The sequence below is a fragment of the Paenibacillus sp. J31P190 genome (assembly GCF_059692075.1).
On sequence record NZ_JCAUAS010000006.1, the window covers coordinates 75,214 to 99,066 of the forward strand.

General features: G+C 43.1%; 22 protein-coding genes. All 22 read right to left on the bottom strand.

Annotated features, from left to right (window positions below; translation table 11 throughout):
- Nucleotides 1-30: 30 nt before the first annotated feature.
- Nucleotides 31-774 carry a DUF3388 domain-containing protein gene (locus tag AC58U0_RS13780; RefSeq protein WP_373291262.1) on the bottom strand — a complete coding sequence of 248 codons (744 nt, stop codon included), beginning with the start codon at nt 772-774 and terminating at the stop codon, nt 31-33.
- A 128-nt stretch (nt 775-902) separates the two neighbouring features.
- Nucleotides 903-1,754, bottom strand: coding sequence for a hypothetical protein (locus AC58U0_RS13785; protein WP_497379553.1), 852 nt, complete (start codon nt 1,752-1,754; stop codon nt 903-905).
- A gap of 93 nt (nt 1,755-1,847) precedes the next feature.
- Nucleotides 1,848-2,099, bottom strand: coding sequence for a DUF3243 domain-containing protein (locus tag AC58U0_RS13790; protein ID WP_047672971.1), 252 nt, complete (start codon nt 2,097-2,099; stop codon nt 1,848-1,850).
- A gap of 96 nt (nt 2,100-2,195) precedes the next feature.
- Nucleotides 2,196-2,951: an elongation factor P 5-aminopentanone reductase gene (ymfI, locus tag AC58U0_RS13795; protein ID WP_497379554.1), complete on the bottom strand. Its 756-nt coding sequence runs from the start codon at nt 2,949-2,951 to the stop codon at nt 2,196-2,198.
- Entirely contained in the window at nt 2,948-4,237 is a 1,290-nt protein-coding gene (yfmH, locus tag AC58U0_RS13800; protein WP_497379555.1) for an EF-P 5-aminopentanol modification-associated protein YfmH, read from the bottom strand. Before yfmH ends, ymfI begins: the two co-directional genes overlap by 4 nt.
- Before the next feature lie 3 nt (nt 4,238-4,240).
- Nucleotides 4,241-5,521, bottom strand: a complete 1,281-nt coding sequence (yfmF, locus tag AC58U0_RS13805) for an EF-P 5-aminopentanol modification-associated protein YfmF (protein WP_497379556.1) — start codon at nt 5,519-5,521, stop codon at nt 4,241-4,243.
- 101 nt (nt 5,522-5,622) lie between these two features.
- On the bottom strand, nt 5,623-6,402 hold the full coding sequence (sleB, locus tag AC58U0_RS13810; protein WP_497379557.1) for a spore cortex-lytic enzyme: 780 nt from the start codon (nt 6,400-6,402) through the stop codon (nt 5,623-5,625).
- 124 nt (nt 6,403-6,526) lie between these two features.
- Nucleotides 6,527-9,076: a DNA translocase FtsK gene (locus AC58U0_RS13815; RefSeq protein WP_497379558.1), complete on the bottom strand. Its 2,550-nt coding sequence runs from the start codon at nt 9,074-9,076 to the stop codon at nt 6,527-6,529.
- A 64-nt stretch (nt 9,077-9,140) separates the two neighbouring features.
- The gene (locus AC58U0_RS13820; RefSeq protein WP_057301510.1) at nt 9,141-9,380 is read right to left on the bottom strand and encodes a YlzJ-like family protein; all 240 of its coding nucleotides are present in this window, start codon (nt 9,378-9,380) and stop codon (nt 9,141-9,143) included.
- Nucleotides 9,377-10,072 carry a ClpP family protease gene (locus tag AC58U0_RS13825; protein ID WP_497379715.1) on the bottom strand — a complete coding sequence of 232 codons (696 nt, stop codon included), beginning with the start codon at nt 10,070-10,072 and terminating at the stop codon, nt 9,377-9,379. The genes AC58U0_RS13820 and AC58U0_RS13825 overlap by 4 nt, the downstream gene beginning before the upstream one ends.
- Nucleotides 10,073-10,329: 257 nt before the next feature.
- Nucleotides 10,330-12,006 (bottom strand): ribonuclease J, encoded by a 1,677-nt coding sequence (locus AC58U0_RS13830; RefSeq protein ID WP_029195262.1) that lies wholly within the window; start codon nt 12,004-12,006, stop codon nt 10,330-10,332.
- Between the two features lie 170 nt (nt 12,007-12,176).
- Nucleotides 12,177-13,040: a 4-hydroxy-tetrahydrodipicolinate synthase gene (gene dapA / locus AC58U0_RS13835; RefSeq protein WP_497379560.1), complete on the bottom strand. Its 864-nt coding sequence runs from the start codon at nt 13,038-13,040 to the stop codon at nt 12,177-12,179.
- Between the two features lie 27 nt (nt 13,041-13,067).
- Nucleotides 13,068-14,285, bottom strand: coding sequence for an aspartate kinase (dapG, locus tag AC58U0_RS13840; RefSeq protein WP_497379562.1), 1,218 nt, complete (start codon nt 14,283-14,285; stop codon nt 13,068-13,070).
- Between the two features lie 51 nt (nt 14,286-14,336).
- A complete protein-coding gene (locus tag AC58U0_RS13845; protein ID WP_497379564.1) occupies nt 14,337-15,374 on the bottom strand; it encodes an aspartate-semialdehyde dehydrogenase in 1,038 nt (345 codons plus the stop codon).
- Between the two features lie 36 nt (nt 15,375-15,410).
- Complete coding sequence (locus tag AC58U0_RS13850; protein WP_057301515.1) at nt 15,411-16,004, bottom strand: dipicolinate synthase subunit B; 594 nt, start codon at nt 16,002-16,004, stop codon at nt 15,411-15,413.
- Complete coding sequence (gene dpsA, locus AC58U0_RS13855; protein ID WP_497379566.1) at nt 16,001-16,900, bottom strand: dipicolinate synthase subunit DpsA; 900 nt, start codon at nt 16,898-16,900, stop codon at nt 16,001-16,003. Before dpsA ends, AC58U0_RS13850 begins: the two co-directional genes overlap by 4 nt.
- A 157-nt stretch (nt 16,901-17,057) precedes the next feature.
- Nucleotides 17,058-17,513 carry a dUTP diphosphatase gene (gene dut / locus AC58U0_RS13860; RefSeq protein ID WP_497379567.1) on the bottom strand — a complete coding sequence of 152 codons (456 nt, stop codon included), beginning with the start codon at nt 17,511-17,513 and terminating at the stop codon, nt 17,058-17,060.
- Entirely contained in the window at nt 17,500-18,756 is a 1,257-nt protein-coding gene (locus AC58U0_RS13865; protein ID WP_497379568.1) for a M16 family metallopeptidase, read from the bottom strand. The genes dut and AC58U0_RS13865 overlap by 14 nt, the downstream gene beginning before the upstream one ends.
- A 106-nt stretch (nt 18,757-18,862) precedes the next feature.
- A complete protein-coding gene (locus tag AC58U0_RS13870) occupies nt 18,863-19,915 on the bottom strand; it encodes a polysaccharide deacetylase family protein (RefSeq protein WP_497379570.1) in 1,053 nt (350 codons plus the stop codon).
- Nucleotides 19,916-20,068: 153 nt separating this feature from the next.
- Complete coding sequence (locus tag AC58U0_RS13875; RefSeq protein ID WP_497379571.1) at nt 20,069-22,171, bottom strand: polyribonucleotide nucleotidyltransferase; 2,103 nt, start codon at nt 22,169-22,171, stop codon at nt 20,069-20,071.
- 267 nt (nt 22,172-22,438) lie between these two features.
- Nucleotides 22,439-22,708 carry a 30S ribosomal protein S15 gene (rpsO, locus tag AC58U0_RS13880; protein ID WP_029195252.1) on the bottom strand — a complete coding sequence of 90 codons (270 nt, stop codon included), beginning with the start codon at nt 22,706-22,708 and terminating at the stop codon, nt 22,439-22,441.
- A gap of 167 nt (nt 22,709-22,875) precedes the next feature.
- Nucleotides 22,876-23,811: a bifunctional riboflavin kinase/FAD synthetase gene (locus AC58U0_RS13885; protein WP_497379572.1), complete on the bottom strand. Its 936-nt coding sequence runs from the start codon at nt 23,809-23,811 to the stop codon at nt 22,876-22,878.
- Nucleotides 23,812-23,853: the final 42 nt, after the last annotated feature.

Genomic DNA, 23,853 nt, shown 5'->3' on the forward strand with positions numbered 1-23,853 from the left:
AATCTTCTTTAATTAATGACGTTACAGACACTAAAAAGGTTCGGACGTATACGTAAATGAATCATAATTGATTTCTTCATCTGGGCTATTTCGCAGTTCAATAATATAATCGAAGTGATTATATGTGTATTCCGACTCCCGAATAAATATATCCGGATGCTCGATAACCTTGGTAGAAGGCATACCCATAATATCCTGCAAAAGGCTGTAATGTTTCTCATTGGAACGTATAGTGGAAACGATACCATCAATAATATATACATTATTTGGAGTCATTTCATCTTCCGACAGTTGACTGCGCACGGTTTGTCTGAGTAACGTAGAGGAAACGAAAGTCCAACGTTTGTTTGCGCATACACTTCCTGCAATAATCGACTCCGTTTTACCAACTCGCGGCATTCCACGAAGGCCAACAACTTGGTTCCCTTCTCTCTTGAAAATCTCGCCAAGGAAGTCAACTAATAGCCCCAATTCATCACGAGTAAAACGGAAAGTTTTGCGATCATCCGAATCGCGCTCAATATACCGACCATGACGGACAGCCAAAATATCAACAAGCTTTGGGGGTCTAAGAGCGGTAATAGTAATATTATCTACTTTTCTTAACATTTTACCCATTAAGTCAATTTTTTCTTCATCATTGGTTTGTAGAAGCATACCGCGTGTTCGATCTTCTACCCCATTTATAGTCACAATATTAATATCCAGCATCCCCATCAAGGAAGCTATATCCCCTAATAAGCCGGGACGGTTTTTGTGAATTTTGTACTCCATATACCATTCTTTAACGTCCAATCTTTCCACCTCATCGCCATATCTGTCTCGAACAAGTCGACACCTATTCAAGTAATTTCTACAATTTCCGTCAATGTCCTTCTTTTATCGCGCGAAAATACTCAAATTTATTTCATTTTTAGTTCTTTAAGCTCTTGTTCGTTGTAAATCGTTCCGCCCTTTTTCCAAGAGTTGGTTTTCATCATAGCGAGACGATTGTCCAAAATTTGAGCCCAGTTAAGTTCAGCGGACACGGCTCCTGAAATATCCACAACCGATACTCCGATAGACTTAGCTTTCTGTACTTGTGCCTCATCTACTGGTGTATAGAAAATAATCGTGCTGGAGTGATGCTGCCTCGTTTGGAAGGATAACTGCTGAAACCACTGTTCATTATTATCCAGCAAAACAATATGGTCCGCTTCCTCCGAAGGTGCCCAAGCAGAAGGAATGGGACGATCACTTCGAGTCACCCATTCCACGACAACATTTTGTGCTAATAGATCTTGGATCCATTTATTTTTTAAGGTCTCAATCTGAAGAGAATCAATTTGCAAGAACGAAGCTTGATCATTTACCTGACTTGTGATCCCTTTGGCATCAAGCTGACTTTGTAATAAAGTCCATTTACCCATCGAAAGTCCTTGTCCTATCACTCCATTAGCAGAAGGAAACAATTCATTACCAATGACATATATGTAATCATATTTGCTTGCTTTCAACTTTGCTATAACGCTTTCATCCAATTGATTCAAATCCTTGATCCAATCGAAGGCTATAAAATTCGCATCTCTCCACTGCTGAAGCGCATTCCCTACCGACTGCTTCGCAGTCGCAGACATACTAGCTCCTGTCAGCATTAGCACAGATAATTTATTATCCAATAACTCCTGCTTAATGGCTGGAATTCCACGATTCCCACACCCCGTTAAAATAAAAGATAAGAGCAATAAAGTAAGCACAAAACGTTTGATTACCATGAAGTTACAATTCCTTTCATCCTTATAAAGCGTGCAAAAGCCTCCGAAAGAGGAGGCTTTCACATAGTACCCTATTGAATTGTAAAACGGTTATTAACCTTTGTCTACTAATTTTACCATGAGGCGGGCAATTGTGAGCTTTTCTTGCTCATCCCCTGCATCCCACAGCTCTTTAAGCACTCGCTCTTGTTCATTTTCAGGATCCACTTTATTAGCCAGAAATTCACCGATTTGAAAAGCGAGCTTAGAAATGGTTTCCTCACTCATCCCCGCATGTCCAGCCTGACTCACACGCTCAGCCAAAAACTCTTTCCACTTATCAAATACCTTAAGTACAGTAGCCATTGTAAGAAGCCTCCTTTGAGTTATGAGAAATGGTCATTACATACGTAATATTCGCTTCCCAGCTCAAAATTATGCGCGAGACTTCTTACTCTGTACTCAGGTTAACCATCCACCATTTGGACTTATGATTTGACCCGTAATATAACCGGATTCAGGCAGTGCTAGAAAGTATACAAGCGAAGCAACTTCATCAGGCAAAGCAAAACGGCCTACCGGAATTTCATTGGCGATCGCTTCCCGCTCCTCAGGTTGAAATCCTGCCATCATTTCGGTATGTACCGCACCGGGCGCTACGGCATTCACCGTCACACCAGAAGGAGCCAGCTCCTTCGCTAACGCCTTCGTAAAGGCATTCAACCCACCTTTAGCTGTTGAGTATACAACCTCACAGGAGGCACCTGAGATGCCCCATATGGAGGATACGTTAATAATACGGCCATACTTTTGTTTAACCATGGCAGTCATGAATGTTTGGGTACAAAGAAAGGCCCCTTTAAGATTCACATTCATCACCAGGTCCCAGTCTTCTTCGCTTACATCAGAAAGCATACTAAAGTGAGAAATCCCCGCATTGTTCACGATAATATCAGGGACCATGTCTCTTTGTTCCAGCTTTTCTTGCATCTTATTGATTTGCTCACGAGATTTTACATCCGCAGATACGGTTAACACCTTGGCGCCATGCTTCATGCAAGATCTGGCTACTTCATTAGCAGCTTCATGTGACTCACGGTAGTGAATAACGACATTCATGCCTACCGCGGCAAAACGCTCAGCAATGGCTGCACCAATTCCCCGGCTAGCTCCTGTAATAAGAACCGTTTGTTCACTGAATGGCTTATGGAACGTCACGATGGCTTACGACTTTGAACAATCGAGATAGCAAGTCTGCTCCAATCAAAATGCTCCCGGAATCGACGGTTTACATCTTCAAGTGTAATTTGCTCGTAAACAGGCAGTATATCGAATAAATCAATGTCTTTGAAACGGTATTTAGTAAATTCATTCGCTATGGATTCCGGTGAGTTCATCATCCGTAGGAAATTACCAATTTTCTTCTTACGACTCCGCTCAAAGGTGACTTCATCGAGTCCAGAATCCTTACGTTTCTCGACCTCTTCGCGTATGCGTGCTACAAGTTGGTCCGGATCTTTGGTATCTCCGCCAAGAATGGAGAAAGCATATCCCTCACTGCAATTATATTCATGACCAAAATTATCAGAAATCAATTGTTCATCATATAGCGCCTGATAAATATCAGAGCTTGAACTGAACAAAACATCCAACATTAATTTCGTCGTCAATTCTCTAGCTAGCAAGTCTTTCCCACTTACAGAAGGTGCAGGCTCCTTGAATCCGATTAAACATTTTGGCATGGAAACAGGCAGTAATGTTTCTCTGCGCGCTTCCTTCACTTCTAATGGTTCCTCCGGGAAAAATCGTTGGATATGACCTTGAGGTGGAAACGTTTTGGCTGCTTGATTCCCTTTAACTAACGAAATAACCTCTTCTGGATCTACGCCTCCAACGACAAACAAGCTCATATTGCTGGGGTGATAGAATGTATTGTAGCACTCATACAAGGTTTCTTTTGAGATTTCGGCAATGGACTCTACTGTACCAGCGATATCAATATGGATGGGGTGCTTCGCATATAAAGATTCAATTAATCCATAATAGCTTCTCCAATCCGCATTATCCTCGTACATTTTGATCTCTTGACCGATAATGCCTTTTTCCTTTTCTACATTTTCATCTGTAAAATAAGGATTTTGCACAAAATTAATTAATGTCGTTAAATTTGTTAAATAGTGATCTGTAGATGAAAATAAATACGCTGTACGATCAAAGCTTGTAAAAGCGTTAGCCGAAGCGCCGTTTGATGCGAAAGTAGCGAATATATCACCTTCAGGCTCTTCAAACATTTTATGCTCTAGAAAATGAGCAATGCCATCCGGAACTTGAACTGCCTCTTTCCCTTCAACTTGAAAAAAGTTATCAACAGATCCGAATTGCGTCGTAAACGTCGCATAGGTTTTCTGGAAACCATCTTTGGGTAGAACAAATACATTTAGCCCATTATCAAGCTTCTCGTGATAAATGGTTTCACCCAGGTGTGGATAAGGAATAACCTGCATCTTCTACTCTCCCTTCTGGTCCCGCAAAAAGTATATCGTATCCAGTTGAACACGTTTGGCAGCTTCTGCAATTGCCGCAATATCTACCTGCTCTACAGATTCAATCAAACCTGAAACCGTACGTTCTTTTCCAGATAAAATAGCATTAAAGTCAAATGAAATTAATTCGAATGCGGAATCCTGAATTTCGCGCAGTTGATTGGCAATCATGGCTCGGGTTTGATTCCATTCAATATCACTGATCTCACCTTGCTCCATGGCAGTCAGCTGCTTACGAATGATATCAACCGCTTTCTCATAATTCGCCATTTCAATCCCCGATTGAATTGTCAGAATGCCTTTGTGACCATCAAACCGAGACGAGGCATAGTAGGCCAGACTCGCTTTCTCGCGAACATTCGTAAACAATTTGGAGTGTGGGTAACCTCCCAGAACGCCATTATACATAAGAGCTACTGGGTACTGCTCATCTCGATACGAAATATTTGTACGCAATCCCATGTTCAATTTCCCTTGATTAACATCCAGGCGTTCAACGATTGTTTTGACATCTCCTGTTGCCCCCCGCGGAGCAGATGTTACATATCCGACATCCTCCTTACGTTCAATGGAGAATGCCTGCTTTACAATTTCCTCTACTTCAGAAAGAGTCGTATTCCCGACGACATAAATATCGATAGGTGCCGTTTGAAGCCAGTGTTTATATTGTTCGTACAGGCGCTCGGCATTGATAGGGTCCAAATCATCGATTTTACCCAATGGGTGAAGCCGATAAGGATCATCACTGCACATTTCTTCGATACAACGTTCAGCCGCATAACGAATTTTATCATTAATGACTGATTCTATGCGCTTCTGAAGCGTCTGCTTCTCAGCATCGACATATTTGTTACGAAAATGTCCCTCTTCGAGCGCTGGCTTTGTCAAGGTTTCTCCAACGAATTCAAGTCCCTGTTTTAATAAAGATTGTGCTGATTTCACGAATCGGTCATTGATGATATCCATACGCAGCTGAACAATTTGGTAATCGCCCCGTTTGTAAATATCAAAACCGAATCCTGCACCATATAAATCATCTAAATATTCTCGAAATTGCTTCGTTTCTGGGCGTAATTCCGTTCCTCTACGAAGTACAAATGGTGTTAATGCGGTACTCGTGACCGTTTCTTCCTCTAGAGGACGGCCTATGTACACTGAAATGGCAAACGTTTTAAACCGATCTGTCGGCAGCACATGTAAACGTATATGATTCCATGTAGTGCGCTCAAATTGTATATGCTTCAAAGGTCGGTCTCCCTTCTTTATCGGTGATATAAATCCATTATATTCCTATACGAAGAGGAGAAGCAACCAACGCTGGTTCCTTCTCCTTGTCCATGTCTAAATTATTTACAGAAAATATGCTTCCCAATATTTTTCACTTGCGGCCTGCTCCAAATCCATTTGGATGTCGCCGTTACCGGGTTGAAATAATAGATACAACCACCCGTAGGATCCCATCCATTCAGCGCATCTTTTACAGCTTTTTTCGTCGATTCGTTTGGTGTTAGCCAAATTTGGCCATCTGCTACGGCTGTGAAAGCGCCAGGCTGAAAGATAACACCAGAAACCGTATTAGGAAAACTTGCCGACTTCACACGATTTAATATAACAGCTGCTACGGCTACTTGACCAATATAAGGTTCTCCCCGAGCCTCTCCATGCACTGCATTCGCCATCAGATTAATATCCTGCTCAGATAAGCCTAGGTTATTAGATGGCAGCAAATTGGCTGGCTTTTGATTTGAAGTTGCCGTTTCTTTGCCAGCGCTTCCCTGACCTGCTGTAGTTGGTGCTGTAGGCTTCCAATTCTTCGTGGCTTCCCAAAGTTTAAGCTTGGTCTTGGGACCTACAACGCCATCTACTTTCATCCCAAACTCACCTTGGAATCGCTTCACTGCCAATAAAGTTTTATACCCATAATCTCCGTCTATGCTGCCGCTATAGAAACCAATGAACTTCAATCTACCTTGCAGCTCGTTGACGTCAGCTCCAGTTGCTCCATAACGCACTTCATTTTTACTAAACGTTTCTTCTGCAGGTGGATTGAACTTCCCTTTCAACTGAAAAGCGACAACTAGTACGAAAACAATACAAAATGTAAGTACAATTAATCGTTTATTCATTCCCCTTCTCAACCTCACTTTTCAAATTACAGCCTTTTCTTGCTTATTATGAGAAAGGAGCTCACTGTTTATGCAAAAAAAACACTCTCCTGAGGAGAGTGCTCGTCCAATCGTATATTTAAATCTAGGAGCTGATTCGATTATGATGGTATTGTTCAATCGACATCAGCACTTCTCGAGGCTTACTGCCTTCGTACGGGCCGACGACCCCTTTGGCTTCCATCGAGTCAACCAGCCTTGCCGCACGTGTATAACCGACTCTCATACGTCGCTGCAGCAAGGAAACAGAGGCTTGCTTGGCTTCCAATACAATTTGAACAGCCTGATCGTACAGCTCATCTTCAAATTCATTTTGCTGCTCCGGCATTTCTTCAACATGCGGGACCATTTCTTCTTGGTAATTCGCCTGCTCCTGCGTGCGTACAAAGCCAACCACATGTTCAACCTCTTGGTCAGATAAAAAAGCACCCTGGATACGAACAGGTTTGGACGCGCCTACTGGCAAATAAAGCATGTCTCCTCGGCCTAATAGTTTCTCTGCGCCGACCATATCTAAAATGGTACGTGAGTCTACTTGAGACGAAACACCAAACGCGATACGCGATGGAATATTCGCTTTAATCACGCCCGTAATAACATCAACGGATGGCCGTTGTGTAGCAATAATCAAATGAATACCCGCTGCGCGTGCCATTTGAGCAAGTCGGGTGATTGAATCTTCCACATCATTAGCAGCAACCATCATTAAATCGGCTAACTCGTCCACGATGACCACGTAATATGGCAGAGGAACAGCCGTTCCGCTTTCTGTCAACATCGCGTTGTAGCCCTCAATATTTCGCGTTCCGCTTTTCGAGAATAGTTCATAACGCTTTTCCATCTCAACGACGACTTTCTTAAGTGCTAACGAAGCTCGTCGAGGATCAGTTACAACTGGTGCCAGTAGATGTGGAATCCCATTGTAGACATTCAATTCAACCATCTTCGGATCGATCATAAGAAACTTCACTTCATTAGGCTTTGCTTTATACAAAATGCTCGTAATAATTCCATTAATACAGACGGATTTACCTGAACCGGTGGCTCCAGCTACAAGTAAGTGAGGCATTCTTGCCAAATTTCCGACGATTGGTTGTCCAGAAATATCACGCCCAAGTACAACCGATAGCCGCGAGCTGGATTCTTGAAAAGCGGATGTTTCCATGACTTCACGCATGGTTACGATCGAAACCTCCAGATTCGGCACCTCGATGCCGATCGCAGCTTTACCAGGAATCGGCGCTTCCATCCTAATATCCTTCGCAGCAAGCGCCAACGCGATATCATCGGTCAAGGAGACGATTCGGCTGACCTTAACACCCACGTCAGGCTGTATCTCATAGCGTGTCACGGCAGGGCCTCTGACGACCTCCAGCACCTTTGCACGAACGCCAAAGCTCTCTAAGGTGGCTTCGAGCTTCCTTGCATTCGCTTTATAGTCTGCCATCTCGCTGCCTTTGCCAACAGCAGGTTTTGCTAATAAATCAAGTGAAGGCATTTCATATGGCCGTGTCTGCACAATCGGCACATTCTCCTGAAATTCTAACGTAACTGGCTCTTCATCCGTTTCAACAGCCCCTGCTCCCTGTACTTTAGAGGCCGGTGCTGTAGAGGAAGACGCAGGATGCTTGACTGCCTGCTGTGCTTCTTGAAAAACCTGCTCTTGAAAATCACGAATAATAGGTGTGATTGGTTGATCTGTGGATGGTGAATCTGATTCAGCAGCCTGCTTGGCGCTTGACTTATAAAGAACTTGCTCGGTTTCATCTGCTGCATCTAAATCATTTAATTCATCAGCATCTGAATTATTCTCGACTGCAGCCTTTTTCCGACTTTCCTTATTAGGACGAAGCAGCTCCATAAAAAGTGGTGTTTTCTTCGCTCGCTTAACAGGCTGGAAAACCTCCTCATCGAATTCATCATCAACAGGAACATAAGAGGATTTCTTCGCCTTAGTTGCACTAGCACCCGCGGAGACTGTTTGGGGCTGACGTGTTTCGCGATCCTGCAGCCACTCTTTCATTCTATCTTTAAAATTTTGGCCAACATTACTAAATCGACCCTTCACGATATTGCCAACGTCCACGTAAGAAATCCCTGTTGCCAGGATAAAGCCCATGACAAATAGCGCATATTGGATTAATCGAGCGCCCAAATAATCGAACAGAAAGTAAAGGACACTGTATAGCATTGCGCCTATCATGCCGCCACCAATGCCATATTCCAGTGCCGATTTGCCTGCTTCTGTTGGATGCAGACCATCTAACATGGCATTCCATGTCGACGCTATGACTTTACCAGACGTGAAACCGCCATCAGGATACAATTGAGCGAACAAATCAATATGATTTTTTATTAGTAGTCCAAGAATGAACAGCAGTATGCCAGCTTTCTTGGGCGTAACCATCTGTGGCCATGCTCTCTTGATCATCGCATATAAGGCCACATATATGAAAATCAGCGGTATAAGTGAATACCACGTTCCCACAAAAAATCGAAAAAGGTAAATCAACGAATTCCCGACATGCCCTTGATGAGCAAGTGCAATGACCGAGAAGATTAGAATGAGAATACCATATAACTCGAATAACAAGCTTGTTTTTAGAGCCTTACCTTTTTTCTTGCGTTTCGCCACGCTTGCCACCCCCAAGTCCACATTATACCATATTTGACTTGGGGGATGATACAGGAAGGTCAAGCTAGAAAGTTAAAGTTGCCTCTGCTACAGGACTATATGAAATAATAGTTCCAGGGGCATATTGATTATTCAAATAATCCTGAGGATTACAGCTAAAGAGCCTGACAATTCGTGCCTGAAAGCCACTAATCGGTTCAATTTGCATTTTGACTCCACCCTGATCGATTTCGATAAATTTCGGTTCATAAGTCTCCATGCCTTCAAAAATAACATCCATAGGTATAACGGAGTAATGTATCATTGTACGATGCCTCCGTTCGCTGCTGATTTCTTAATTTCTATACGCTGATTAAGCTCTCGGATTGCATCACCAATACCGCCAACTTGATCTATTAAGCCATATTTAACGGCATCTATACCAATAACCGTCGTCCCAATATCTCTTGTTAACTCTCCGGTTTTAAACATTAACTCTTTAAACTTTTCTTCTGTTACATTTGAGTGCTTCGTAACAAAACGCACAACACGTTCCTGCATTTTATCCAAATATTCAAATGTTTGTGGAACTCCAATAATTAAACCATTTAATCGAATAGGGTGAATCGTCATCGTTGCCGTTTCGGCAATAATCGAGTAGTCCGCTGATACTGCAATGGGAACACCAATGCTGTGCCCGCCACCTAGTACCAAAGCAATGGAAGGCTTCGATAGTGTAGCTACCATCTCTGCTATAGCAAGTCCTGCTTCTACATCTCCCCCTACCGTATTTAAAATAATCATAACGCCTTCAATCTTTGGATTCTGTTCTGCGGCGACTAATTGCGGAATTAGATGCTCATATTTGGTCGTTTTATTCTGGGGAGGGAGAACAATATGTCCTTCCACTTGTCCAATAATGGTAAGGCAGAAAATATTAGATTCGCCAGAAAGCGTATTAGTTTGACCTAACTGTTGAATGTTTTCGAGGACTGCGTTTTTCTTACCTTCTTCCATTTCCGGTTCTTGTTGTTTCGGTCCTGTGGGTGCTGCCACTGAAAATCCCCCTTTGAGTTTTGCTTTTGCAAAAACAGCTTTGTAAGCTTGAACTGTATTGTGCTAGCAAACTTTGCATGTACTGTTCATAATCTCCCATAGTATGAATAAATTTGCGTACTTTCATGCATTCGCACCCTACGAACACATGAAAAAAAGCTCCCTCCAGTAATGGAGAGAGCTTTACTATTGCATAGGTTCAAGTGACTTGTTCGAGCCTAGACTTCCATGATAATAGGAAGGATCATCGGTCTTCTTCTGGTTTGTTCATATAAAAAGCGTCCGAGAACATCTTTCACGTTTGTTTTTAAAGATGCCCACTCATTTACATTTTCATTCATTAATTTCGTTAACGTATTCGTTACGATACGATTGGCTTCTTCCAAGAGACCCTCAGATTCACGTACATACACAAATCCGCGAGAAATAATATCTGGTCCAGATAAAATTTTGCCATCTTGTTTGCTGAGAGTAACTACGACCACTAGGATTCCGTCCTGAGACAGTAATTTACGGTCACGCAACACAATGTTGCCTACATCTCCAACACCCAGTCCATCAATCAGAATGTTGCCGCTTTGAACTTTAGATCCTTTGCGAGCAACACCATTTTGAATTTCTACCGTGTCACCGATATCGCACATGAATATATCTTCTTTAGGAATGCCGACAGACTCGGCTAGGATGCCATGTTGACGCAGCATGCGATATTCGCCATGAATCGGAATAAAGTACTTAGGCTTCATAAGATTGAGCATTAACTTCAATTCTTCTTGACTACCATGACCAGATACGTGTACGCCAGTAACAGAACCTGGACCGTAAATCACATTAGCGCCAATACGGAATAACTCATCTACGGTACGGCCTACATAACGCTCATTCCCCGGAATTGGAGTTGCCGCAATAATGACCGTATCACCAGGTAAAATATCAATTTTACGATGGGTTGAACGTGCCATTCTTGTAAGAGCAGACATTGGCTCTCCTTGGCTACCTGTAGAAAGAATGACAACGCGATCAGCGGCAAGCTTGTTAACTTCCTCCGGCTCAATTAACATGCCATCTGGAATGTGCAAGTACCCTAACTCGCTGGCAATCGAAACCACGTTAACCATACTGCGACCGATTACCGTTACTTTGCGATTTGTTGCTGCGGCTGCATCAAACACCTGTTGAACACGGTGAATATTGGATGCAAACGTCGCAATAACAACTCTTTGCTTAGCTTTACGGAACACTTCTTCAATTTCAACCCCAACACTGCGCTCAGACCCTGTGTAACCAGGACGTTCTGCATTTGTGCTGTCGGAAAGCAAGGCAAGTACGCCTTTCTTCCCAATCTCTGCCATACGATGCAAGTCCGCATATTGATCATTTACAGGAGTTTGATCGAACTTAAAGTCTCCTGTATGAACAACAACACCTTCTGGTGTATCTAAAGCGACACCCACAGAATCAGGAATACTATGATTGGTTTTGAAGAAAGAGGCAGTAAGAACACCTAAGGAAAGAACGGATTCCGAATTAATGAGGATCCGGTTCGTAGTACCGAGTAAATTTGCTTCCTTCAGCTTTGCTTCGATAAGTCCCATTGTAAGCTTAGTTGCATAAAGTGGAACGTTAAGATGCTTAAGCACATAAGGTAAGCCGCCAATATGATCTTCGTGGCCGTGAGTGATGATAATGCCGCGTACTTTATCCCGATTCTCCGTTAGGTATCCAATGTCTGGAATGACGATGTCGATTCCAAGCATGTCCTCCTCTGGAAATTTCAAACCACTATCAATGACGATGATATCGTTCGCATACTGAACGCAATACATATTTTTTCCGATTTCGCCCACGCCGCCAAGAGCGAAGATCAAAAGTTTATCAATATTTTTTTTGGACAAGAATATACCTCCTTCTTAGATTGGACGACGAATTTTAAATGAAAAAACCGAACTAGTCACTTGCAACCATTATACATGAAAAAAAACAACAAATACAAGTTAATACCGATTACTTTAGATTCCCCAAAAAAAGAAAACCGATGCCGGAAGCACCGATTCATTAGGCGTTATCATACAAAAAGTGATTGAATGAATTGTCCTTCTTGCTCGGATACACGAACTAACGGAAGTCTTACGCCTCCAGTTTGAATGCCTTTCAGTGCGAGAGCATGCTTAATTGGTGCAGGGCTCGGTACACGGAAAATGCCAGTAAAAACAGGATGCAGCTTACGATGTAGTTCTGCCGCTTGCTGAATGTTACCTTCTAAATAATACTTTATCATAGATTGCATTTCTTTTCCAATCACATGACTAGCAACACTAATAATTCCCTGACATCCTACCGCTAGAGCAGGCAGTGCACTGCTGTCATCCCCGCTGTACACAAGGAAATTAGGAGCTGCATCATTAAGTATACGTGTTAATTGATCCGTGTTAGCGCAATCTTTGGTAGCCACGATATTCGGAATTTGGGATAGACGAATTGTTGTCTCTGCATCCAAATTCACACCTGTGCGTCCCGGTACATTATAAAGCATAATTGATACCTGAACAGAATCAGCCACTGCTTTAAAATGCTGGTACAACCCTTCCTGGGAAGGGCGGTTATAATAAGGAGCTACGATCAGTAAGGCATCGACTCCAAGTTTCTCCACTTTTCGGGAAAATTCTACAGTGTCCAGAGTGTCATAACTTCCTGTCCCTGCAATAATTTTACAGCGCCCCCTGGCATAACGAACCGATAGCTCAATAAGCTTCAACTTCTCATCGTCTGTCAATGTTGGTGCCTCACCAGTCGTGCCACAAATAACAAGGCTATCCGACTGCTGCTCTTCGATCAAATAGTTAATTAATGGTTCCACTTGCTCCCAGTTCACTTGTAAGTTCTCATCAAACGGAGTCACCATAGCTGTAATTACTCTTCCGAAATCCAAAAGTTATACCTCCTCAATCTCACATTGTCACTTATACAAATTGAACTTATGATGTAGTGCCCTAACAGATTTAATCATATCAACACCATGGACAAGTACCCAAATCGTTGTATTTGAATCGGCTGATTGAAGGATACGTATGTCCTCTACCGTTAATGCCTCAACAATTTGCGCCATAATACCTGGCACTCCGTTCATACCGCCGCCGATCACCGAAACTTTCGCACATCCACTTACAGCCTTAGGATCATAACCTTGACCTCTGAGCAATTTGAGAGCGCGTTCCGCTTCATGATCGAATACCGTATAAACAACTCCCGATGGATTGACGTTAATAAAGTCAACACTAATCTGATGCAGCGCCATCGTTTTAAATACACGAAGCTGAAGATCGAATTGACCTTCAACTGCAGCAACATGAATTTGAGTGATGTTCGTAAAATGAGCAATTCCCGTAACGAATCGATCCTTCACTTGACTCATATCTGTGGGGATACTGTCTGACGCTGTAACCAACGTTCCTTCTTCTTTGGAAAACGTAGATCGCACGCGAATCGGAATATTGGCCTGCATGGCTACTTCTACCGCGCGTGGATGTATAACCTTTGCACCATTATGTGCCATATTGCAGATTTCAGCGAAGCTTACGCGAACCAGCGGTTTAGCATCCTCAACAATCCGTGGATCCGCTGTCAATATCCCGTTGACATCCGTGAAAATATCTACAATTTCAGCTTTTAGGGCAGCCCCAAGAGCAGTCGCCGAAGTATCACTACCCCCGCGCCCTAATGTTGTTAGTTCGTCTTGACTTGTTTTACCTTGAAATCCGGTAACAATGACAACCATATCTTGCTCCAACAATTCCAGGATCCGGTTTGGCTGCATAGCTACTATCTGGGCATTACCGTGAACATCATTCGTAAGAATACCAGCTTGCCCACCTGTCAAAACCGTAGATCGAATACCTGTTGCTTGTAACAAGCTGCACAAATGTACCGCAGAAATTAACTCTCCGCAGCCCATTAACATATCGAGTTCCCGCGCTGGCACCCCCTCCCCGTTCTTTCGAACGAGGTCTAAGAGCGTATCAGTCGCATAGGGTTCTCCTTTTCTTCCCATCGCGGATACAACAACAACCAATTTATAATGATTGATAAGTGCGTCTTGAATGTGTCCAATAACGTGTTCTCTGGCATCAGCGGTGGAAAGTGAAGTGCCCCCAAATTTTTGTACAAGGATTCGCATGAGTTTCCCCCATATTCACTGCATGATGATTAACGCAGTCATACTTGCTGATTATTGTTCTATAGCAATATATTCAGCAATTTGTACAGCATTCCATGCAGCGCCTTTTAGCAGGTTGTCAGAAACAATCCACATATTTAGCGCTTTCGGATTGCTCAAATCACGGCGTACACGACCAACGAAAGTTTCCAGTTTACCTGCTGCATCTGTAGCAAGCGGATATTGCTGCTCAGCCGGATTGTCAACAAGAACAATACCAGGAGCATTAGCAAGTAACGTTTTCACTTCTTCTACGTCGAAATCTTCTTTTAATTCAACATAGACAGACTCAGAATGTCCATAAACAACTGGAATACGAACGCATGTAGCTGTAACTTCAATGGACTCATCGCCCATAATCTTTTTCGTTTCAAGAATCATTTTCATTTCTTCATTCGTAAAACCATTATCGAGGAATTTATCAATTTGCGGAATCGCATTGAAGGCGATTTGATGTTTCACTGGCAAAGAACCGACTGGTAAAATATCCGGATTCGCATCATTTCCTTCAAGCACTTCTTTCGATTGTCTCAACATTTCGTTAATTGCTTTAGCACCAGCTCCAGAAACAGCTTGGTACGTTGACACGATAATACGGGAAATCCCATAACGATCATATAGTGGCTTGAGTGCAGCTACCATTTGAATTGTAGAACAATTCGGATTTGCAATAATACCTTTGTGTTCGTTAATTTTCTCGACATTTACCTCAGGCACCACAAGTGGTGTTTCAGGATCCATGCGGTATGCACTTGTATTGTCGATACAGATCGTACCCGCCTTAACCGCGTGAGGAGCTAATGCCTTCGTAACGTCGCCACCAGCGCTAAATAAAGCAATTTCAACGCCTTGAAAACTTTCCGGCGTCGCTTCTTGAACGGTTACTTCTTGACCTTTGAAAGAAAGCTTTACGCCCGCTGAACGAGCGGAAGAAAGTAGTTTCAATTCCTTGATGGGGAAATTCCGTTCTTCTAGTAGTCGTATAATCTGTTCTCCTACTGCACCTGTAGCGCCTACGACTGCAACGTTAAAAAGCTTCTGGTTCGACATGAGCTGGACTCTCCCCTTCAAGATGTTGTATATGAATTAGTATTGAAATCTCTCAATAATCATGGGCTGCAATTGCTTACCTTCAAGAGCAGCTTCACAGGCTTCCATAATCAAGTCCATCCGAGCTACCAACGAATTTGGCTTAGCTCCAGGTGCATCTTGACCATAGGGCACAAAATAAATATTTTTGGTAATGAGAAGCTTAGCGATATTCATCGCGTTCAAACCCAGCCCATCATTAGTCGAAATCGCTAAAACTAGCGGCCGCAAATTTCTCATTTGCGCTTTTGCAGCCATAAGTACTGGACTCTCTGTCATCGCGTTTGCTAGCTTACTAGTCGTGTTCCCTGTGCATGGTGCAATAACCATCACATCAAGCAGCTTGGATGGACCTAGAGGCTCAGCGGCTACAATAGTAGATATAATCTCGTTTCCGGTTATATCCTTTATTTGTTGCTGCCAGTCTGCTGAATTGCCGAAACGTGTGTCGGTGGTCATGACTGTATTCGATACAATCGGAATGACCCGAGCACCCGCATCTACAAATCTCTTAATCTGAGGCATGACTTCTTCCAACGTACAGTGAGAACCAGTTAATGCATATCCGACTGTTTTCCCTTGCCAATTCATTCCACATCGCTCCTGTCTTTGAAGTCTTCCACGATCAGCTGACTGAGTGTGTTTGCCATGATGCGGCCAGCTGTTTTGGGGGCGACGATGCCAGGTAAACCGGGCGCTAGCAACGCTTTGATGCCTCTTTTCTCGGCAAATCGGAAGTCCGTTCCACCGGGTTTAGAAGCCAAATCGATGATGAGCGCGCGATGTGGGATATTAGTAATAACTTGCGCTGTGACTATCATAGTCGGAATTGTGTTAAAAAGCAAGTCAATATTCCCCACTTCCGGGTACAGATCCTTTGTATAAAAAGGCTGAAAACCCATCTCCCACGCCCTTGCAAAATGCTCCGGTTTCCTCACGCCAACCTTCACGGTTGCCCCTAATCCCTGCAAAGTTTTGGCCATTGTAAAACCTGTACGACCAAAACCTAAAACCATGCTAACTGAACCGTGGATCGTAATATCAGTGTTCTGGATCGCCATCATTAGCGCTCCCTCGGCTGTCGGAATGGAGTTATAAATCGCGATATCATCACGCTCGAATAACTCCACTACCTCAATCCCATGTGCAGCACAAAGCTTTTTCAGAAAGCTTTTGGCCATTCCTGTATACACTTTGGCATGCTTTGGCAGTGAAGAAATAAGATCATCCGTAAGCCTCATCTCTTCACTCGAAAATATAGATTCCACTTGTCCCGAATCATCCGTACCTACAGCTGGTAAAATAAGTACATCAACGGTCTGAAACAGCAGGGGATCGAGTCTAGCATTGGATACACCGCTAAATTGCCTCCCTAGATTGTCAAAGCCGATTAATGTCACCGTAGCATCAAGTTCAGTAAATTTCTGAATTACTTCAAGCTGCCGAGCGTCTCCACCCATAATAGCAACCGAAATCCCAGTGAGCATTCTCGCTTACACCCCTTCCTCGGTCCGTTTCGATACGTTATAGTATGCGTTCGCCTAAGGATGGGTGACTTTCCGTGCTCAGTTCCTTGGAAAACAAAAAGCCCCCCTTCAATTAGAAGGGAGGCTGATGTTTATGCTTACATATGTAGCAGATCTATTACCGTCCTGTGTGGCCGAAACCACCTGATCCTCGCTCTGTCTCCGTTAATTCCGAAACCTCACCCAGCTGAATCTGCGGCACAAGCTGGAAAACCATCTGCGCAATTCGCTCATTCCGTTGAATGGTGAACGGCTCCTGCCCATGGTTAATCAGCAGCACTTTCACTTCTCCGCGGTAGTCGGCATCAATCGTTCCCGGCGAATTTAGCGTTGTGATGCCATGCTTGTAGGCAAGCCCGCTCCGCGGTCGGATCTGAGCTTCAAGCTCTGGCGGCATACTGAGTGCAAAGCCTGTAGGGATGAGTTGACGCTCACCAGGACCAAGCACTACCGGCTCGCTCACTGCGGCATGAAGATCGAAGCCGCTAGCAGCTGCGGACATTTTCTGAGGTAGGAGGATATCCTCCTGTCCGGATACCCGTTTAATTTGGACATCAAAGTTATTGAGAGACAAGCTGATCCCTCCTGAAGCCCTTAATGACATCATCCGAATTCCCCACCATTGACAGAGCAAAAGGTGCCCGGAATAGTGTTTTCGTCAATTGACGAATGTCATCCATCTGAACGCTTTCAATTCGCTCAATCATTTCGTCGAGACTGTAATGCTTACCAGTCATAAGCTCATTTTTCCCGAATCGGTTCATACGGCTGCTGGTACTCTCCAAACTAAGGATCAAGCTGCCTTTCAACTGCTCCTTGCCTTTCTTGAGTTCAGAATCCGTCATTCCGTTCACAGCTATATCATGCAGCAGTTCCATTGTCACTTTGAGCACTTCTTCCGTTTGTTTCGGTGCTGTGCCAGTATAAATCGTGAACATGCCGCTGTCGATATGCGAGGAGTGATAGGAATAGACGGAATAAGCAAGCCCGCGTTTCTCCCGAATCTCCTGGAACAATCTAGAACTCATTCCACCTCCAATGGCGTTATTGAGCAGTACCATCGGATATAAATTCTCTTCTTGAAGTGAAAGACCTGGGAGCGATAGACAGATGTGATTTTGTTCCGTTTTTTTCGAATGGAAAATCAATTCTCCAAGGAAATCCGGTGCATTATAACTTGTTTCCACACCCGTTTGAGCGAATTCACCGAAATGCTTCTCAATAAGCTCGCGCACACTATCGTCAATATTGCCAGCTATACTAAGAACCGTATTTTCCGTATTATAATATTGCTTCATATAGTTACGAAGATCTTCGGATTTCATTTTCGATAAATTGTCTTGGGTTCCAAGGATCGTATAGCCCAGCGGATGTGAGCCATAAGAAGCTTTGGCCAATAAATCATGAACCAAATCATCCGGTGTATCTTCATACATAGAGATCTCTTCATATATGACGTTCTTCTCTTTTTCTAACTCACTCTCATCAAATGCAGAATGGAAAAACATGTCCGAAAGCATATCCATAGCAAGAGGCAAATGATCATCGAGAACCTTTGCATAATAGCATGTATACTCTTTGGAGGTGAATGCATTCACATTTCCACCAATTCCATCAAATATCTCCGCGATATCTTTGGCTGAATGGCGCTCTGTCCCCTTGAACAACATGTGTTCAATAAAATGCGAAATGCCGTTATTATCTTGAGACTCATTACGCGAGCCCGTCTTCACCCAAATCCCGAACGTTACCGATCGAAACGTAGGAATTTGTTCCATGACGACTCTCAAGCCATTATGTAAGCGATATTTGATCACCAAGGTTCCTCCTCGAATTGTAGCACCTAAAGTCCTTTTCCCCAATTATACTTACTCAGTCTAACAAAAATGTGCCAACGACTCAACTTTCCAGCTGATTCATCAATTATTTCACGATTTGACCCGCTTCAGCAACACGTTTAGAGGATAAAAGCTCAGAAACAGTGCCAATCGTCAATCCTTTATTTTTAATGATACGGATCATTCCTTGCAATGCTTCCTTGGATGAAGTCGTTGGATGCATCAAAATAAGTGAACCTGGCTCGACGCTTGACGATAACCGTTGAAGGATTCGTTCAGACCCTGGATTTTTCCAATCTATCGTATCGAAAGTCCACAGTACAGTTTGCAAATTGAATTCCGAAGCTACTTGAACCGTTTCTTGATTAAAATAACCCGAGGGAGGCGCAAAAAGCATGTTCTTCACACCAAGCTGCTGCTTCAACAGATCCTCTGTTTTAGAAATTTCCTCAACAGCTTTGCTGCGCGTTATACTTCTCATATCCTTGTGCGAATAAGCGTGATTAGATATTTCATGCCCTTCGCTTTGGATCTTTTTGGCCATTTCCACGTTCTTCTTCAACCACGAGCCATCCAGAAAGAAAGTCGCATGTACATTTTCATTGCGCAAAGTCTCAAGCATACTAGGTAAGTTCTCATTTCCCCAAGCAACATTGATCATGAAAGACGCCATTGGCTTCTTGGGGTTTCCTTTATATATCGGATTAGGACCGAGATCGTTTAATTGAATACTAGGCTGCACTTCTTTCATTACATAATTTATTTTATTCGGCGTTAATTGATGCTCTGCTAGCTTGAGCGTTTCCTCAACATCGACTTCCAATCCGTTGTAACCGGGAACAGCTTTCCAAACAGGATCAAGTTTGGCATTGATAGGGGGAATTTTTCGTTTTTCTGCTTCTTTCATAATCGTTTCTAGTAAATTGCTTTGCTTTAACTTCTTTTGTTCGGTTGAATTCAAAGTCGCAGAGGCAAAGACCGGAAGTGCTTCTTCGTCCAACCAATTGGAGTCTGCTAGATACGAAATTCGGTTATTCTTCACTGCATTAATGTAAGTTCCTACGCTAGGGATTGCATCCAATGTAAGCAGAACCATAGCAAAAAAACTTCCAAGCAGAAGCCATTTTTTGTGGAGCATACACAGATCCCCCTTCCTTATGTCCTGATTTTATGCAGGAAGGGACAAGAGTAGAACGAGGCATGTCCAGTATATCTAAACAGCAAAAAAGAGACAGATTGATCTGACTCTTTATCCAAAACTATTTAAAAGGGACTTCACAAGTCACGCGGCTTAGGTTTGAGCCTGGACTTGCGAAGTTAATGTCGCTTTACGAGAAAGATTAACTCTTCCTTGTTGGTCAATCTCAGTTACTTTAACGGTGATTTGATCGCCAATGTTCACTACGTCTTCCACTTTCGCTACTCGCTCTGTGGAGATCTGTGAAATATGAACTAAACCTTCTTTACCAGGCAAAATTTCTACGAATGCTCCGAATTTCTCAACGCGTTTTACGGTTCCTAGGTAAGTTTCACCCACTATAACCTCGCGAACGATGCCTTCGATAATAGAACGTGCTTTTTCGTTCATCTCTTGATTGGATGAAGCGATGAATACACGGCCATCTTGTTCGATATCAATTTTCACGCCGGTTTCCTCAATAATTTTATTGATGATTTTACCGCCTGCACCAATAACATCACGGATTTTGTCCGGGTTGATGTTCATCGTAAGAATCTTAGGCGCGTATTTGGAAAGAGTCTTCTTAGGCTCTGAAATACGAGATACCATTTTACCTAAAATGTGCAAACGGCCTTCTTTGGCTTGCTGCAAAGATTGCTGTAGAATGCTGCGATCAATTCCATCGATTTTGATATCCATTTGCAGGGCTGTAATTCCTTCAGCGGTTCCGGCAACTTTAAAGTCCATATCACCAAGATGATCTTCCATACCCTGAATATCGGATAAAATGGAGAAGTGATCTCCGTCTTTGATCAGACCCATCGCAATACCAGCAACCGGTGCTTTAATCGGAACACCAGCATCCATAAGAGCAAGTGTACTTGCACAAATACTAGCTTGGGATGTTGAACCGTTCGATTCCAATACTTCAGATACGAGACGAATTGTGTAAGGGAATTCAACTTCATTAGGGATGATTGGCTCAAGGGCTCTCTCCCCTAATGCACCATGTCCAATTTCACGACGACCTGGTGGACGAAGCGGTCTTGCTTCCCCAACGGAAAACGGAGGGAAATTGTAGTGATGCATGAAACGTTTGGTTTCAGTAAGATCCAAGCCATCCAATATTTGAACATCGCCTAAAGCGCCTAATGTACAGATACTTAGTGCTTGTGTTTGTCCACGTGTGAATAAGCCTGAACCGTGAGTACGCGGTAACAAATCAATATCACAATCAATTGGACGAATCTCTTCTGGTTTACGTCCATCTGGTCTCACTTTATCATGTGTGATCAAACGACGTACTTCTTCTTTAACGATATCATAAAGTGTTTCTTTCACATCACCTAGTAAACCAGGAGTTTCTGCATACAAGGCTGTAAAATGTTCCACAGCTTCAGCATTCACAACATCGATTGCTTCTTGTCTAGCATGCTTCTCAGGAATTTTAATCGCATCAACTAATCTAGCTTGAGCAAATTCGCGAACAGCACGATTTACCTCGGCATCAACCGTATGAAGTTTAACCTCCATTTTCGGTTTACCTGCTTGTTCAACCAATTCTTCAATCACCGCAACAATCTTACGGATCTCATCGTGTCCGAACATGATAGCTTCGAGCACAACTTCCTCTGAAACTTCATTTGCGCCTGCTTCTACCATCATAATCGCATCTTTGGTGCCGGCAACCGTTAAGTGAAGATCACTTTTCTCTGCTGTCTCACCCGTTGGATTAATAACGAATTGCCCATCTACTCGTCCAACAATCACGCCACCAACAGGCCCATTGAAAGGAACATCAGAGATTGCAAGTGCAGCAGAAGTACCAATCATTGCTGCCATTTCTGGCGGACACTCTTGGTCTACGCTCATTACAATAGAAACGATTTGCACGTCATTACGGAAGCCTTCAGGGAAAAGAGGGCGAATCGGACGATCCGTTAAACGGCTCGCAAGGATCGCTTTCTCACTTGGACGTCCTTCACGTTTAATAAAACCACCTGGAATTTTACCAACGGAATACAATCTTTCTTCATAATTAACCGTTAACGGAAAGAAATCCAGATCTTTCGGTCCGCTTGAAGCTGTTACTGTACTCAACACAACCGTATCGCCATAACGGACAGTTACAGCTGCATTGGCTTGTTTGGCCAATCTGCCCGTTTCAAGAATGAACGGTTTACCGCCAAGTTCCATTTGTACCCTTTTCTCCATAACATCCTCCTAAGGAATTGTTCTATTCAATTCATATGTGTTTGATAAACATGCACAGAAAGTAAGGTTCAGAAACCTTTTATATTATGCTCCATATGTACTCAAAAATTGCCTAACGTTGGAGCCATCCACTATTTCTGCGTAATGTCTAGTATTTCCTTCTTTTTCCGTTTTAAAAATACAAGAAAAAGCAACCTCGTTGCCTTTCTTCGCCAAAGCTTTATCAAGCCCAGCAAAGGAGCAACAGGTTGCTTCTCATTGTCGGTTTTATCGACGCAAACCAAGCTTTTCGATCAAAGCACTGTAACGGCTCACATCTTTGTTCTTCACATATGCTAGCAGCTTACGGCGTTGACCAACCATTTTGAGCAAACCACGACGGGAATGATGATCTTTCTTGTGAGTCCGCAGATGATTTGTCAGGTTGACAATGTTTTCTGTAAGGATTGCTACTTGTACCTCAGGTGAACCCGTATCGGTATCATGTACCTTGTGAGTTTGAATCAGTTGTGTTTTACGCTCTTGAGTTAATGCCATGATTGTTCATCTCCTAAATTCTATTGTATCCCCGATAGCCCAGAAATCGCCGATGATAGCGTATGTCCAAGCTAAGGTTCATGCCAGAAGGTATACATCCTTTTGGCAACGTTATTCAGTATATCATAATCGCACAGTAGAAGTAAATGCTTGTTTCAACTGAAACGTTATAATTTGCTCTTAGCTGATTCGACGTCAAGTTTAATTTGAGTTACCAAATCGTCTAGGGAGGAGAATTTCCGCTCTGGTCGTAGGAAAGCTATTAGCTCAACATTCATACGCTCTCCATAAATTTGTTCGGAAAAATCAAATAAATGAGCTTCGAATGAGGGCTTCAATTCTCCAGTTGTAAAGGTAGGCTTTACACCAATATTCATAACCCCATTATAGGTTTCCCCTTTAACAGAAGCTTTAATCGCATAAACACCATTGGTAGGGATGACGTAAGACTCATCCAGTTGAATATTAGCTGTAGGAAAGCCAAGTGTTCTCCCACGCTTCTCTCCATCCACAACGATGCCGCTTATACTATAGGGACGCCCAAGAAGTCTAGTAACTGTGTCTATGTCCCCTTGCTGTAATGATTCACGAATGAGTGTACTGCTAACTTTTTCGCCATCCATATGAAAGGGTCTCACCACTTCTACAGAAAATTTCCCGTGACTCAACTCACAGAGCGAATCCGGGGTACCTTTACCTTGAAAGCCAAACGTAAAATCAAAACCACATATGACACTTTCAACACCAAGTCGATCCAATACTTGATCCACGAAATGTTCCGGGGATAACCGCATTAAAGAGGCATCAAAGGTAACAATGTAGGCATGATTCACACCCAGCGATTCAAACATCTTCATTTTCTTACTCATCGGAGTTATTAGATCCAAATATTTATCTTGACCCATTACTGCTCGAGGATGTGGATGAAAGGTCATGATTGACGCCTTCAGCCCAAGGTTCTTAGCCGTGCGAAGGGCACGTCCAATGACTTCCTGATGTCCCAAATGTACACCATCGAAATCACCAATTGCCACTACTTGCTCTCCCACTATTAGGTCCAAATCATCCATATTAATGGGGTATGATATTGGAATTATGCGCATAAATTCATTTCACCTACCCATTTCAACCTGTCCCGTGACGTT

Bases quoted from the DNA above. Each gene is read 5' to 3' on its own strand.
- AC58U0_RS13780 (WP_373291262.1), bottom strand. From the start codon at position 774: ATGGAGTACAAAATTCACAAAAACCGTCCCGGCTTATTAGGGGATATA.
- AC58U0_RS13785 (WP_497379553.1), bottom strand. From the start codon at position 1,754: ATGGTAATCAAACGTTTTGTGCTTACTTTATTGCTCTTATCTTTTATT.
- AC58U0_RS13790 (WP_047672971.1), bottom strand. From the start codon at position 2,099: ATGGCTACTGTACTTAAGGTATTTGATAAGTGGAAAGAGTTTTTGGCT.
- yfmH (WP_497379555.1), bottom strand. From the start codon at position 4,237: ATGCAGGTTATTCCTTATCCACACCTGGGTGAAACCATTTATCACGAG.
- sleB (WP_497379557.1), bottom strand. From the start codon at position 6,402: ATGAATAAACGATTAATTGTACTTACATTTTGTATTGTTTTCGTACTA.
- AC58U0_RS13820 (WP_057301510.1), bottom strand. From the start codon at position 9,380: ATGATACATTACTCCGTTATACCTATGGATGTTATTTTTGAAGGCATG.
- AC58U0_RS13825 (WP_497379715.1), bottom strand. From the start codon at position 10,072: ATGGAAGAAGGTAAGAAAAACGCAGTCCTCGAAAACATTCAACAGTTA.
- dapG (WP_497379562.1), bottom strand. From the start codon at position 14,285: ATGCGAATCCTTGTACAAAAATTTGGGGGCACTTCACTTTCCACCGCT.
- AC58U0_RS13845 (WP_497379564.1), bottom strand. From the start codon at position 15,374: ATGTCGAACCAGAAGCTTTTTAACGTTGCAGTCGTAGGCGCTACAGGT.
- AC58U0_RS13850 (WP_057301515.1), bottom strand. From the start codon at position 16,004: ATGAATTGGCAAGGGAAAACAGTCGGATATGCATTAACTGGTTCTCAC.
- dpsA (WP_497379566.1), bottom strand. From the start codon at position 16,900: ATGCTCACTGGGATTTCGGTTGCTATTATGGGTGGAGACGCTCGGCAG.
- AC58U0_RS13870 (WP_497379570.1), bottom strand. From the start codon at position 19,915: ATGCTCCACAAAAAATGGCTTCTGCTTGGAAGTTTTTTTGCTATGGTT.
- AC58U0_RS13875 (WP_497379571.1), bottom strand. From the start codon at position 22,171: ATGGAGAAAAGGGTACAAATGGAACTTGGCGGTAAACCGTTCATTCTT.
- rpsO (WP_029195252.1), bottom strand. From the start codon at position 22,708: ATGGCATTAACTCAAGAGCGTAAAACACAACTGATTCAAACTCACAAG.
- AC58U0_RS13885 (WP_497379572.1), bottom strand. From the start codon at position 23,811: ATGCGCATAATTCCAATATCATACCCCATTAATATGGATGATTTGGAC.